The organism is Streptomyces sp. NPDC001980, from assembly GCF_040296885.1.
In the GTDB taxonomy this organism is placed as follows: Bacteria; Actinomycetota; Actinomycetes; order Streptomycetales; family Streptomycetaceae; genus Streptomyces.
Map to the genome: position 1 here is coordinate 131,225 of NZ_JBEOYD010000028.1, position 13,638 is coordinate 144,862.

12 protein-coding genes and 1 pseudogene are annotated in these 13,638 nt (G+C 71.6%); 7 read left to right on the plus strand and 6 right to left on the minus strand.

Translation table 11 applies throughout. The features are described from left to right. The 5 genes and pseudogenes from ABT137_RS34580 to ABT137_RS34600 all read left to right on the plus strand — a co-directional run. Positions 1-535: pseudogene (locus tag ABT137_RS34580) on the plus strand (hypothetical protein); the annotation flags it as partial. A 98-nt stretch (positions 536-633) separates the two neighbouring features. Further along, complete coding sequence (locus ABT137_RS34585; protein ID WP_351715066.1) at positions 634-2,301, plus strand: Ig-like domain repeat protein; 1,668 nt, start codon at positions 634-636, stop codon at positions 2,299-2,301. 129 nt (positions 2,302-2,430) lie between these two features. Continuing rightward, positions 2,431-3,393: a sortase gene (locus ABT137_RS34590; protein WP_351715067.1), complete on the plus strand. Its 963-nt coding sequence runs from the start codon at positions 2,431-2,433 to the stop codon at positions 3,391-3,393. Positions 3,394-3,427: 34 nt separating this feature from the next. Next, a complete protein-coding gene (locus ABT137_RS34595) occupies positions 3,428-4,288 on the plus strand; it encodes a phosphate ABC transporter ATP-binding protein (protein WP_351715068.1) in 861 nt (286 codons plus the stop codon). After that, positions 4,285-5,052: a hypothetical protein gene (locus ABT137_RS34600; RefSeq protein WP_351715069.1), complete on the plus strand. Its 768-nt coding sequence runs from the start codon at positions 4,285-4,287 to the stop codon at positions 5,050-5,052. The genes ABT137_RS34595 and ABT137_RS34600 overlap by 4 nt, the downstream gene beginning before the upstream one ends. A gap of 4 nt (positions 5,053-5,056) precedes the next feature. On the opposite strand, the gene ABT137_RS34605 is transcribed toward ABT137_RS34600, so the two are convergent. The 5 genes from ABT137_RS34605 to ABT137_RS34625 form a co-directional block, all read right to left on the minus strand. Continuing rightward, positions 5,057-6,241, minus strand: coding sequence for a hypothetical protein (locus ABT137_RS34605; protein WP_351715070.1), 1,185 nt, complete (start codon positions 6,239-6,241; stop codon positions 5,057-5,059). Between the two features lie 146 nt (positions 6,242-6,387). Beyond that, positions 6,388-8,019 (minus strand): phospho-sugar mutase, encoded by a 1,632-nt coding sequence (locus ABT137_RS34610; protein ID WP_351715071.1) that lies wholly within the window; start codon positions 8,017-8,019, stop codon positions 6,388-6,390. 343 nt (positions 8,020-8,362) lie between these two features. Continuing rightward, positions 8,363-9,187 carry a purine-nucleoside phosphorylase gene (locus ABT137_RS34615; protein ID WP_351715072.1) on the minus strand — a complete coding sequence of 275 codons (825 nt, stop codon included), beginning with the start codon at positions 9,185-9,187 and terminating at the stop codon, positions 8,363-8,365. Between the two features lie 146 nt (positions 9,188-9,333). Continuing rightward, positions 9,334-9,615: a type II toxin-antitoxin system RelE family toxin gene (locus ABT137_RS34620; protein ID WP_351715073.1), complete on the minus strand. Its 282-nt coding sequence runs from the start codon at positions 9,613-9,615 to the stop codon at positions 9,334-9,336. Between the two features lie 53 nt (positions 9,616-9,668). Further along, complete coding sequence (locus ABT137_RS34625) at positions 9,669-10,109, minus strand: gamma-glutamylcyclotransferase family protein (RefSeq protein WP_351715074.1); 441 nt, start codon at positions 10,107-10,109, stop codon at positions 9,669-9,671. A gap of 96 nt (positions 10,110-10,205) precedes the next feature. Between ABT137_RS34625 and ABT137_RS34630 the strand changes: the two genes are divergently transcribed. Then, the gene (locus tag ABT137_RS34630) at positions 10,206-11,654 is read left to right on the plus strand and encodes an NAD(P)H-quinone dehydrogenase (protein WP_351715075.1); all 1,449 of its coding nucleotides are present in this window, start codon (positions 10,206-10,208) and stop codon (positions 11,652-11,654) included. Positions 11,655-11,856: 202 nt separating this feature from the next. Next, positions 11,857-12,789, plus strand: a complete 933-nt coding sequence (locus tag ABT137_RS34635; protein ID WP_502984617.1) for a DeoR/GlpR family DNA-binding transcription regulator — start codon at positions 11,857-11,859, stop codon at positions 12,787-12,789. A 109-nt stretch (positions 12,790-12,898) separates the two neighbouring features. Here the strand turns inward: ABT137_RS34635 and ABT137_RS34640 are convergent, their stop codons facing one another. Next, positions 12,899-13,444, minus strand: a complete 546-nt coding sequence (locus ABT137_RS34640; RefSeq protein WP_351715077.1) for a TetR/AcrR family transcriptional regulator — start codon at positions 13,442-13,444, stop codon at positions 12,899-12,901. Between the last annotated feature and the right edge of the window lie 194 nt (positions 13,445-13,638).

Below are 13,638 nucleotides of genomic sequence, written 5' to 3' on the forward strand. Positions count from 1 at the left end.
CCTGCCCGACGACCTGACGACCGCCCAGCTCAAGGCGATCTACGAGTGCACCCTGACCTCGCTCAACGGTGTCACGCTCACCCCGATCCTGCCGCAGTCGGCCTCGGGTACCCGCGCCTTCTTCCTCAGCTCCATCGGCGTGACGACCCCCGGTTCCTGCGTCACCTCGGACTCCTCCATCCAGGAGAACGACGGCTCGATCGTCGACAGCGCGGGTGACATCTTCCCGTACTCCGTGGCCCAGTACACCGCCCAGGAGTCCTTCGTCGTGGACGACCGTCGCGGTGAAGCCGTGCTCGGCTCGGTGGGCGGCCAGGCCGCGCGCAACTCGGACCTCACGCTGAACCTGTCCTTCCCCTACCTGCGGAACGTCTACAACGTCGTCCCGACCGCCAAGCTGTCGGACTCCCTGATCGCGGCCACCTTCGTGGGCACCGGCTCGGCGGTGTGCACGAACACCTCCATCATCACCACCTACGGCTTCGGCACCCTCGGCAGTGACTGCGGCAGCACGACCGTCAAGGGCGAGAGCTGATCACCATCCAGTAGCCGCGCAACGGCCGGGCACCCCCTGGGTGTCCGGCCCTGTCGGCGTATTCATCCACGACCCAGACCCCGCGGGGGGACCACCACATGAATCTCCGTCTCGCACAACTCAGGTCACCGGTGGCGCTGTTGACCTGCTGCGCGCTGCTGTTCGCCGCCCTGGCCGGGGTCCTCGCCTTCTCGGGCCGGGCCAGCGCGACCACCGACCTCGGCAAGCTCACGGTCAGCCCGGCCTCGGGAAGCATCACCGACATCCCCATGACCACGTCCGTCACCACGAGTTCCGGCTGTAACGCGACCACCGCGCAGACGGTCGTGCTCAGGCTGGTGAACCCGACGTCACCGACGACGTCCCTGCCCCTCGCCCAGTCCTCGACGAAGACCGGCGTCGGCGCGGACCCGTTCACCGTGGCCCTGCAGGCGACAGCGACCAAGCCGAGTCTGCAGTCGGCGCTGACCTCGGCGGGTGTCTCCGCTCCCTACGACGGCACGTACACGGTGATTCTGACGTGCGGCACCAGCACCACCGCCGACCGTTTCCTTGCCAAGATCCGGGTCTCGGGCACTACCTGGTCCCTGCTCGAACAGCAGCCCACGTCGCTCGCCCTGACCGCGGACTCGGGCGTTGCCGTGGGCGGCGACCTCAAGCTGACGGCTACGGTGACCCCCGCCGCGGCCGGCTCTGTGGAGTTCAAGAACGGCGACACCTCGCTCGGCACGGCGGAGGTCACGAACGGCTCGGCCCAACTCACGGTCAAGGCACCCGCGATCGCCGGCACCACGACCTACGGCGCCGTGTTCACCCCGACCGACGCCGACGCCTATGCCGCGTCCGAGGCCACCGCGCCCACGACCATCGCCTACGTCGTCTCCGCCAAGGACGCCGACGGAAACGCCCTCGCCGACAAGCCCACCCTGCACCTGGGCCAGACCGTGAAGGTGACGGCCAAGGGCTTCGCAGCGGGGGCCACGGCGCAGGTCAGCGTCTCCGGCTCCAACGCGACCTTCGCCGACGTGACCGCGAACACCGACGGCACCATCGCGGACTACTCGTTCACCGTGCCCAACGCGTTGAGCAATGACGGGCACAGCCTCTTCTTCACGGTTTCCGGCTCGCGCGCGGAATTCGCCTTCGTCAGCACCGACGAGGCCACCTCCAGCCCCAGCCCCACCGAGAACCCCGACCTCACCGTCACCGACGAGGACGGCAACACCCTCGACACCAACCCCAACCTCGAAGCCGGGCAGAAGGTGAAGATCACCGCCCGTGGCTACACCGCGAGCGCCGCGGTCAAGGTCACCCTCGCCGACAGCGACGCGACGTTCGACGACGCCAAGGCGAACGCCGACGGCACCGTGGAGAACTACGCGTTCACGGTCCCGAAGGACATCGCGGACGGCGACCACACGCTCACCCTCGCCGAGGACAAGACCGACGGGCACAGCGTCGACTTCGCCTTCACGACCGGCTCCGACGACTCCAGCGAGTCCCCCGAGCCCAGTGCGTCCGCCTCGGACTCCAGCGGCACGGACACGGGCGGAACCGGCAGCGGCGGTTCGGACACCGGCGGTTCCACCGGTGGGGACACCGGCGGCTCCGGCAGCGGCGGCGGCTCCATGGCCTCGACCGGCGCCCAGATCGGCGCGATCGGCCTGGCCTCCCTCGCGTTCCTGTCCGCCGGTGGCGCGCTCGTGCTCCACATGCGCCGCAAGGGAATGCTGACCTTCGGCGGTGACACCCCGCAGCACCACTGACCGACCGGGCGGCCGGCCCGGCCGACCCGGCCGACGGGACGGCCCGGGGGCGCACGCCGACGCGCCTCCGGGCCCGCCCCGCCCCCACAGCAAGCCGTAGAACACCCTCCGCTTCGAGGAGCGCAGCCCGTGACCACCCTCGCCCCGCCCCCGGCCGGCGCGTCGGCGCCCGCCGACGGACCGCCCGACCCGCCACCGCCCCCGCCGACCACCGAGCCGCGCCAGGAGACCCCGCGGCCCCCCGCCCGCCCCGGGCTCGCACTCGCCGGGGCGGCCCTGTGCGTTCTCGCCGCCGTGCTCCTCGGCTTCGCCGCGAACCTCACCATCGTCGGCCACCTCCAGCACGCCCGCGACCAGCAGACCGCCTACGACGAACTGCGCAAGGAACTCGCCCTGGGCACCGCCCCCGTGGGCCAGCGGGACTACGAGGGCAAGCTGCTGAAGGCGGGCGCGCCCGTCGCCCTGCTGCGGATCCCCGCCCTCGGTCTCAAGGAGGTCGTCGCCGAGGGGACCACCTCCGAGGTGCTGATGGCGGGGCCCGGGCACCGGAGGGACACCCCGCTGCCCGGTCAGGCCGGCACCGCGGTGATCATGGGCCGTCAGTGGGGATACGGCAGCCCGTTCCACGACCTGCACCAGCTGCCCGTCGGCAGCCGTATCGAGATCACCACCGGTCAGGGCAAGGTCGTCTACGAGGTCACCGGCATCCGCCAGGCCGGCGACGCACTGCCCGCACCGGTCGCCGAGGGGCAGGGCCGGCTCACCCTCATCACCGCGACCGGCGCGCCGTACACCCCGAGCGGGGTGCTCCGGGTCGACGCCAAGCTGGTCACGGCCGTGCAGCCGAACCCGCCGCGTGACCTGCGGGCGGGCTGGATCGCCGACTCCGAACAGGCCCTCGGCACCGACTCCGGCGCCTGGCTCGGCGTCTTCCTGTGGACCCAGGGCCTGCTGCTCGCCGCGCTGCTCGCGGTGGTCTCCTTCCGCGTCTGGGGCCGCTGGCAGACCTGGATCTGCGCGGGCCCGCTGCTGCTCGCGCTCGGCCTCGCCGACTCCCAGTCCCTCACGGCACTGCTGCCGAACCTGCTCTGAACCACCGGCCTTCGCACGGAAGTTGACCCACCGCATGTCCGAGAACACCGATCTTGTCGACACCGTCGTCCAGCCGCCCGTCGAGAGCGGCCGGGACGGCGGCCCTCGCTTCGGCGACGGCCCCGCCACCCTGCGCGCCGACGGCGTCTCCGCCTGGTTCGGCGACCACAAGGTCCTCGACCGGGTCTCGCTCACCATGCCCGCCCGCCAGGTCACCGCGCTCATCGGCCCGTCCGGCTGCGGCAAGTCGACCTTCCTGCGCATCCTCAACCGGATGCACGAGCTGATCGGCTCCGCGTCGCTGGCCGGCCGCGTGCTCCTCGACGAGGTCGACATCTACGACCGCGGCCGGCGCATCACCCACGCCCGCCGCGAGATCGGCATGGTCTTCCAGAAGCCCAACCCCTTCCCGGCGATGTCGATCTACGACAACGTCGTCGCGGGCCTCAAGCTCAACGCCATCAAGGTCGGCCGCGGCGGCAAGGACGACATGGTCGAGGAGTGCCTCACCAAGGCGGGCCTGTGGAAGGAGGTCCGGGACCGGCTCCGGCAGCCCGGCGGCGCGCTCTCGGGCGGCCAGCAGCAGCGGCTGTGCATCGCCCGGTCGCTCGCCGTACGGCCCCGCGTGCTGCTGATGGACGAGCCGTGCTCGGCGCTCGACCCGACGTCCACCCGCCGTATCGAGGAGACCATCCACGACCTCAAGGACGAGGTGACGATCGTCATCGTCACCCACAACATGCAGCAGGCCGCCCGCGTCTCCGACAACTGCGCCTTCTTCCTCGCCTCGCACGGCACACCCGGCGTGATCGTCGAGCACGGCGACACCCACGCGATGTTCAACTCACCCCAGGACGAGAGGACTTCGGACTACGTGAACGGACGTTTCGGGTGACGGGGTGGCGGCAGCCGGGTGCCGGCCGGGTCGCCGGGGTGCCGGTGGCGGTCGTGGCGGCGGTGCTGGTCGCCGGATGCGGCCCCGGGGAGAGGGCAGGGGCGGGGGCGCGGGTCCCGGACACCGCGGACCGGATGTCCGCGGACTCGGCTCCGGTGGCGGTGACTCCGCCGTCGTCGGCTCCCCCGGCGTCCGCTTCCGCACCGGCCTCCCTCGCGCCGCCCGTGCCTCGTACCCCGCGGCCCGGTACGCCCAGCCCCTCCGCGAGCGCGGACGGCGGCCGGGTGCCCGGGCCGGACCTGTCCCGTCGGGTGCCGGTCACGTCGTCCCGCCGTCCGAGCGCCTCCGCCACCGCGGCCGCCACGCCGAGGGCCACCGCGGGCGCGACCGGGCGGGCGGCCGGCACCACCATCCGGATCGGCACCTGGTCCGCGGGGGTGATCCGCGGCGGGCAGGACGAGGTGGACGCCTGCCAGGACGCCGTGCAGTGGGCGGGCCCCAACATCGGCACCGAGGACGGCTACGAGATGCGGACCGTCGTGATCGTCGGTCACGACTACTGCGGGTTCGACCTGTTCGCCACCCTCCGCGTCGGCACCAAGGTCACCATCGGCACCCCGCGCGGCACCTGGACGTACACCGTGTACGCCAACTACGTCGCCCCGGGCCGCGGCGCCCCGGCCGCCGGGCTCTACTGGGGCGACCTCACCCTCCAGTCGTGCGTGGGGCCGGACACGGGGTTCAGCTACCTCGTGCGGGACTGACCGCTCACGGGGCGCTCGGCCACACCAGGAGCATGTACGCCCCGCAGTACGCCGAGCCCGCGACAGCCGCCGTCAGGGCGAGTACGCGTACGCGTGCCGAGGCGCGGGCGAGGTACCCCGCCACCGGCAGCAGCAGTGGGAAGCCGGGGAGGAGGAAGCGGGCGCGGGGGAAGTAGACGCCGCCGCTGGCGACCACGATCAGCAGCAGGACCGCGCTGAAGACGAGCAGCGGGAGCGGTTGCCGGTCCCCCGCGGCCAGTCCGAACAGGACGACGGAGGCCAGCATCGTCAGGCTCACCACGACCAGGAACAGCTCCGGGCGCGAGACCTGCCCGAACAGATGCCGCAGCCAGCGCAGGGTCTCCGCGCCGCCGTCCAGCTCGTTGTGCCACATCCGCTGTACGGCGAAGTAGCCGTCCCAGCGGTGGAGTCTGACGCCCACCCAGCCGACGTACGCGCACCAGCCGAGGGGGGCCAGCAGGGCCGCCGTCAGGGCGCGGGGCGAGAAGCGGGTGCGGAGGGAGAGCAGGGCCGTGACGGTGACGGCGGCGGCCACGGCGATGCCCGTCGGGCGGGTCAGGCCGGCGAGTACCGAGCCGGCCGCCGCGTACAGCCAGCGCTCGGTCAGCACCGCGTACAGCGTCCACGCGGCGAAGGCCGTGAAGAGGGATTCGGTGTAGCCCATCCACTGGACCAGTCCGACCGGGTACGCCGCCCACAGCACGGTGAGGAGGAGGCCGACCCGGCGGCCGGCCAGTCGGTCGCCCACCGCGAACACGCCCCAGGCCGCGAAGAGCGAGGCCAGCCACGCGAGGGCCAGTCCGGTGCTGGCCCGGGTGCCGGGGGTCACCACCGCGACGGCCTTCACCAGGAGCGGATACAGCGGGAAGAACGCCAGGTTGTTGTGGTCGTACGCGGTGCCGAGTGCGTGGGTGTACCCGTGGTCCGCGATGCCGAGGTACCAGCGGGAGTCCCACTGCGTCGCCAGCATCGGCCACACGCCGTGGTGGCGCCGGTGCGCCCAGACGGTGAGGACCACCAGGCCGGTGAGGCGAACGGCGAGGTACGCGATGAGGGCGGGAGCCGCCCGGCGCAGGGCGTGGCGGGGGACGGCCGGGGTGGGGAGGTGGGGTCGTCGGGTGCCCGGGATGTGCCCGTGGGGGGCGGTGTCGGGGGCGGTCGAGGACACGGCGGCGGCTCCAGTACGACGGCTGCGGCGGGCGGTACCGGATCACCGTTCCCCGGGAGCCGGGGCGGGGCGCGGTGGGTGGGTCGGTCGCCGTCGCGAAATCACCCGTAGGGGTGCCCCCTGGCGGAGAGGCACCCCCGTCGGCGTCAGATGCCGGCCGCCGCGGAGAGATCCCGCTTGATCGCGGCCAGGGTCCGGGTGGCCTGTGCGCGGGCCGACGGGAGGTCGGTGCGCGCGGCCACCGGGACCACTGCCTCCAGGTAGCACTTCAGCTTGGGCTCGGTGCCGCTGGGGCGGACGACGACCCGGGCGCCGGTGAGGGTGTAGCGGAGGCCGTCGGTGGGGGGCAGCGTGTCCGTGCCCCGGGTGAGGTCCTCGGCCTTGGTGACGGGGAGGCCCGCGAGTTCGGTCGGGGGGTGCTCACGGAGTGTCTGCATGGCCTGTGCGATGACGGAGAGGTCCTCGACGCGGACCGAGAGCTGGTCGGTGGCGTGCAGGCCGTGCTCCACCGCGAGGTCGTCGAGGAGGTCGACGAGGGTGCGACCCTCCTCCTTGAGGACCGAGGCCAGCTCGGTGATCAGGAGGGCCGCGGTGATGCCGTCCTTGTCGCGGACGCCGTCCGGGTCGACGCAGTAGCCGAGGGCCTCCTCGTAGCCGTAGCGCAGGCCGTCGACGCGGGCGATCCACTTGAAGCCGGTGAGGGTCTCCTCGTAGGGGAGGTTCGCCTTCTCGGCGATACGGCCGAGGAGGGAGGAGGAGACGATCGACTCGGCGAAGACGCCGGTGGCGCCGCGGCGGACCAGGTGGGCGGCGAGGAGGGAGCCGACCTCGTCGCCGCGGAGCATGCGCCACGCGCCGTCGTCCTTGACGGCGGCGGCGCAGCGGTCGGCGTCGGGGTCGTTGGCGATGATCAGGTCGGGGTCGGTCTCGCGGGCCTTCGCGAAGGCGAGGTCCATCGCGCCGGGCTCTTCCGGGTTGGGGAAGGCGACCGTCGGGAAGTCCGGGTCCGGGTCGGCCTGCTCGGCGACGAGAGCGGGGGCGGGGAAGCCGGCGCGGGCGAAGGCGGCGAGGAGGGTGTCCTTGCCGACGCCGTGCATGGCCGTGTAGACGGTGCGGGCGGTGCGGGGGGAGGTGGGGGACAGGACGGCGTCCGTACGGGCCAGGTAGGCCTCCAGGACCGTGTCGTCGAGGGTTTTCCAGCCGGTGTCGGGGCGGGGGACTTCGTGGAGGGTGGTGATTGCCTGGATTTCGGCGGCGATCTCCGCGTCTGCGGGCGGGACGATCTGGGAGCCGTCGCCCAGGTAGACCTTGTAGCCGTTGTCGCGGGGCGGGTTGTGGCTGGCGGTGACCTCCACGCCGGCGACCGCGCCGAGGTGCCGTATGGCGAACGCGAGGACGGGGGTGGGGAGGGGGCGGGGGAGTACGACGGCGTGGAGGCCGGCGCCGGTCATGACCGCGGCGGTGTCGCGGGCGAAGTCGGCGGACTTGTGGCGGGCGTCGTAGCCGATGACGACGGTGCCGGTGGCCTGGCCGTGGTTCTTCAGGTACGCGGCGAGGCCGGCGGCGGCCCGGATGACGACGGAGCGGTTCATGCGCATCGGGCCGGCGCCGAGCTCGCCGCGGAGGCCCGCGGTGCCGAACTGGAGGGTGCCGCTGAAGCGGGCCGACAGTTCGGTGAGGTCACCTGCGTCGATGAGCTTGGCGAGCTCGTCGCGGGTCTCCGGGTCGGGGTCCTCGGTCTGCCAGGCTCGGGCCCGGGCGATGAGATCGTCGTGCACGGTCGTCGTCCAACCTCTCGTGGTGTGCCTGCGGCGCATCCGCGGCTTCGGTGGGGGTGCGCGTAGCGCCTGCGGTCGGTGGGTGAGTCGGGGCCGGGGCGCGGAGTCTCCGTCCTCGGACCGGCGGTGGTGCATCTCGTGCCGTACAGGGTGACGAACGCCGGCCGCTGCGGGCGGAAACTCCCCGCCCCGTCCCCTTCCCGCCGTGGGCGGTTTCAGAATCCCGTCCCCTTTTCGGCGAGGGTGACTGCAGCGCCCCGTAAGGGGCGCGGGGAACTGCGCGACCGGCCACGACGGGTCCGCAGACGCCGTCGGACCCGCAACCGGCAACCCGGATGGCGCTTCAGAGCCTGCCCAGTACCTGCGCCAGCAGTTCGCCCATGCGTGCCGCCGAGTCGCGGCCCGCCTGGAGGACCTCCTCGTGGTTGAGGGGCTCGCCCGTCATGCCCGCGGCGAGGTTCGTCACCAGGGAGATGCCCAGCACCTCGGCGCCCGCCTCGCGCGCGGCGATCGCTTCGAGGACCGTCGACATGCCCACCAGGTCCGCTCCGATCACGCGGGCCATGCGGATCTCGGCCGGGGTCTCGTAGTGCGGGCCGGGGAACTGCGCGTAGACGCCCTCTTCGAGGCTGGGGTCGATCTCCTTGCACAGGGCGCGCAGGCGGGGGGAGTAGAGGTCGGTGAGGTCGACGAAGTTGGCGCCGACGATGGGGGAGGTCGCCGTCAGGTTGATGTGGTCGCTGATGAGGACCGGCTGGCCGGGACGCATGCCCTCGCGCAGGCCGCCGCAGCCGTTGGTGAGGATGATCGTCTTGCAGCCCGCGGCCACGGCGGTGCGGACGCCGTGGGCGACGGCGGCGACGCCCCGGCCCTCGTAGTAGTGCGTGCGGCCCAGGAAGACCAGCGCGCGCTTGTCACCGGAGGAGTACGAGCGGATCGTGCCGCCGTGTCCCGCTACGGCCGGCGGCGGGAAGCCGGGCAGCTCGGTGACCTGGAACTCGGCGTCGGGAGCGCCCAGGGCGTCGACGGCCGGCGCCCAGCCGGAGCCCATCACGAGGGCGACGTCGTGGGTGTCGGCGCCCGTGAGCTCGCGCAGGCGGGCGGCGGCCGCGTCGGCGGCGGCGTGGGGGTCGCCCTGGATGTCGTCCGGAAGAAGAGATGCGTTCACGCGGATGAGAGTAGCCGGTCTGGGCCTACGCGCGTAGATGACGGAGCTCATGGGATTGCGATCGTTGTCTTGTCGTTTCCGATGAACGGTGTGACGCAGGCAACTTTTGTACTGGCTGTGGGTGGTCTGTGCGACTTGTGGGGCGGTCAGACGCCGGTGACGAAGATGTCCTTGTCGTTGAAGACCTCGACGATGAAGATCAACAGCCGGCCCACGCTCACGGTGTACTCGATGAGGATGCTCTGCGTCAGCCGGATGGTCCGGTCGTCTCCTGTGGAGCTTATGGGCCGGGACAGTTCGGGGAACGGGTCCTGGGCGAGCATCATGATGCCCTTGTCGAACGCGGCGCGCTGTGATTCGTCGAGCCGGTCCCTGGCTGCCGCCGCCTGCTCGGTGTAGTACACGGTGTAGGCATTCCTGCCGGTCATGGCGGCCTCCAGTTCCTCTGTCGGATCCTGTCAAGTCTAGGTGCGGGCGTCCTTCAGCAGGGACGCTTGCGCAGCTCCATCACGTAATCGTGTGGTGCGCCCGCGGACTCCGCCGCATCGGCGATCTCGCCGAGGTAGCGGGCCGAGGGCAGGCCGCCCTCGTAGCCGTCGAGGACGTAGAGCCAGGCGGTCTCCTCGCCCTCCAGGGTGTGCACGCGGACCTTGGCGCGGCGGTAGATGCCCAGGCCGACGCCCTCCCAGCGGTCCATGGACTCCTCGTCCATCGGGGCGATGTCGTACAGGCCGACGAAGACCTGGGAGACGGGGTCCTCGACGATCGTCGCCAGGGCGCCCTCCCAGCCCATCTGCTCGCCGCCGAAGGTCAGCCGCCAGCCGTTCAGCCAGCCGGTGGCGCGCAGGGGCGAGTGCGGGGCGCGGCGGGACATCAGCCGCGCGTCGAGATTGGCGGCGTACGCGGCGTAGAGCGACGACATGGGGAGAGGGTACGACAGCCGTCCCGTGCGTCACTCCTGTCCCCGGTGGCGCCGGGCGCCGCCCCCGGGCAATAGCACCTTGAAGCGTGCGGGACAATGGAGTACGTGACTCGGATCGTGATCATCGGTGGCGGACCCGGCGGCTATGAAGCGGCGCTGGTGGCCGCGCAGCTCGGCGCGGAGGTGACCGTCGTCGACTGCGACGGTCTGGGCGGAGCGTCGGTGCTGACCGACTGCGTGCCGTCGAAGACCCTTATCGCTACGGCCGAGGTCATGACGACCTTCGATTCGTCGTACGAGGAGCTGGGGATCATCGTCGCCGATGACACCCCGCCCCTGGAGCAGGCCGCCCGGGTGGTCGGGGTTGATCTGGGGAAGGTCAACCGGCGTGTGAAGCGGCTGGCGCTGGCCCAGTCGCACGACATCACCGCTTCGGTGACGCGTGCGGGTGCGCGGGTCATGCGGGGGCGTGGGCGGCTGGAGGGCATGCAGGCCCTGGACGGGTCGCGGAAGGTCGTCGTCGCGGCCGCGGACGGGAGCGAGGAGACGCTCGTCGCCGATGCCGTGCTGATCGCCACGGGTGGTCATCCCCGTGAGCTGCCCGATGCGCAGCCGGATGGCGAGCGCATCCTGAACTGGACCCAGGTCTACGACCTCACCGAGCTGCCCGAAGAGCTGATCGTGGTCGGGTCGGGTGTGACCGGTGCCGAGTTCGCCGGTGCGTACCAGGCGCTGGGGTCGCGGGTCACGCTGGTGTCCTCGCGGGACCGGGTGCTGCCGGGCGAGGACCCGGACGCGGCCGCCGTTCTGGAGGACGTCTTCCGGCGCCGTGGCATGAACGTCATGGCGCGGTCGCGGGCCGCCGCCGCCAAGCGGGTCGGCGACCGGGTCGAGGTCACGCTCGCGGACGGCCGGGTCATCAGCGGTTCGCACTGCCTGATGGCTGTCGGTGCCATTCCGAACAGTGCGGGGCTGGGGCTGGAGGAGGCCGGCGTCAAACTGCGCGACTCCGGGCACATCTGGACCGACAAGGTGTCGCGGACGAGCGCGCCCGGTGTGTACGCCGCCGGTGACGTGACGGGCGTGTTCGCGCTGGCGTCGGTGGCCGCCATGCAGGGGCGGATCGCGATGTACCACTTCCTGGGTGACGCGGTGGCCCCGCTGAATCTGAAGACCGTCTCGTCGAATGTCTTCACCGATCCTGAGATCGCGACGGTGGGGTACACGCAGGCCGATGTGGATGCGGGCAAGATCGACGCCCGGGTGGTGAAGCTGCCGCTGCTGCGCAACCCGCGCGCGAAGATGCAGGGCATCCGGGACGGCTTCGTGAAGCTGTTCTGCCGGCCGGGGACGGGGATCGTGGTGGGCGGTGTGGTCGTCTCGCCGCGGGCCTCGGAGCTGATCCATCCGATCTCGATCGCCGTCGACAACAATCTGACGGTCGAACAGATCGCGAACGCGTTCACCGTGTACCCCTCCCTTTCGGGGTCGATCGCGGAAGTGGCGCGACAGCTGCACACCCGGAAGACCGGCAGCGAACTCTGACGGCCGGAACCGACTCCCCGCTGGTCACGGGGAGTTGTCGGACATGCGTACGGCATAGTCGGGCGGGGTAGGCCCTATACCACTCCTGACCCTGCTGTGCGAACAACTTCTGCTATTCGGCGCAAACTGCTGAAAGCAGACGGTCGTTGGGGTTACTGTCAGTTTCGTGTTCGCTGCAGAACGTCGCCAATTGATCCTCGAAATGGTGCGAGCGAACGGGGCCGTGTCGCTCCGTGAGCTCGCCCGCGTCGTCCAGACCTCCGAAGTGACCGTACGGCGGGACGTGCGCGCACTGGAGGCAGAAGGACTCCTCGACCGCCGGCACGGCGGTGCGGTACTGCCGGGCGGGTTCACGCGGGAGTCCGGCTTTCCGCAGAAATCTCATCTCGCGACCGCCGAGAAGACGGCCATCGCCGATCTCGCCGCGAGCCTCGTCGAAGAGGGCGAGGCCATCGTGGTCGGTGCGGGTACCACCACGCAGGAGCTCGCCCGCCGGCTGGCGAGAGTGCCCGGCCTGACCGTCGTCACCAACTCGTTGCTGGTGGCGCAGGCGTTGGCCCATGCCAACCGGGTCGAGGTCGTGATGACCGGCGGCACCCTGCGCGGCTCCAACTACGCGCTCGTCGGCTCCGGTGCGGAGCAGTCCCTGCAGGGGCTGCGCGTGTCGAAGGCCTTCCTGTCCGGGAGCGGCCTGACGGCCGAGCGGGGGCTGTCCACGTCCAACATGCTGTCGGCGTCCGTCGACCGGGCGCTGGTGCAGGCCGCCGCGGAGGTCGTCATCCTCGCCGACCACACCAAGCTCGGCACGGACACGATGTTCCAGACCGTGCCGACCGACGTCATCACCCGGCTGGTCACGGACGAGCCGCCGCCCCACGACGACCGTGCCGTCACCGAACTGCAGGCCCTTGCCGATCAGGGGGTGCAGATCGCCGTGGCCGGGGCGTCGGGAAACCCGGGGGGTGATCAGGTCCCGACGCGACAGCAGCAGCATCAACAGCGTCGGGACGTCGCCCTGCCGGGGCCGCGCCGGAGTCAGGCGCCGGGGTCGGGGTTGCGGTCGGCGTCGATGCTGCAGGGAGAGCAGCCGACGGGGGTCGAGCGGGGGCGGGTTGCTGATATGCGGCGGCGGTGACTGTGCCTGGTCGCCGTAGGGGTGCATGTGGATGGGCGGGTGCGGGCTGTGTGTGGTTGCTCGCGCCGTTCCTCCCCCAGCCTTCGGCCGGGGGTGCCCCCAGCGCCCCTCAGGTAAGTCCGCGCAACGTCAGTTCCAGCAATCTGTCTGCAAGATCCGGGTCTCCCGGTGACTCCTCCGCTGCCAGGGCGATGGCGTGGGTGAGTTGGAGGAGGTCGCCGATGCGTACGTCCGCCCTTACTGTGCCCGCGTTCTGAGCTCGGGTCAGCAGGGCCTCGCCCGCCTCCCTCATCGGGGTGCCACAGCGGGCCAGAGCCGAGGCCGGATCGGTGGACGACGCCGACATCAGGGCCCTCGACAGGCCCCGGTACGCCGCCGCGTGGACGACCACCTCGTGGAGCCAGGTCAGCAGGGCCTGGCACGGGTCGGGGGCGGTCCGCAAGGCGTGGGCCCTGGCCAGGAGTTCACGCACCGCGTCCTCGAAGACGGCGCTCATCAGGGCGTGTCGGTTCGGGAAGTGGCGGTAGAGGGTGCCGATGCCCACGCCCGCCCGGCGGGCCACGTCCTCCAGCGAGGCGTCCGTGCCGTGCTCGGCGAAGACGGTGCGGGCCTCGGCGAGCAGCCGGTCGTGGTTGCGGCGGGCGTCGGCGCGCATGGGCGTTCCATGGTCCAGAAAGTCGTCCGGAAGTCGTCCGGAAAGTCGGGTGCCCGGCGAACGGGTGACGTTCGCCGGGCGGTGCGGTGCGGGGTGGCGTCAGTCCTTGATCTCGCAGATCACGGCGCCGGAGGTGAGGGAGGCGCCGACCTCGGCGGCGAGGCCCTTGACGGTGCCGGCCTTGTGGGCGTTGA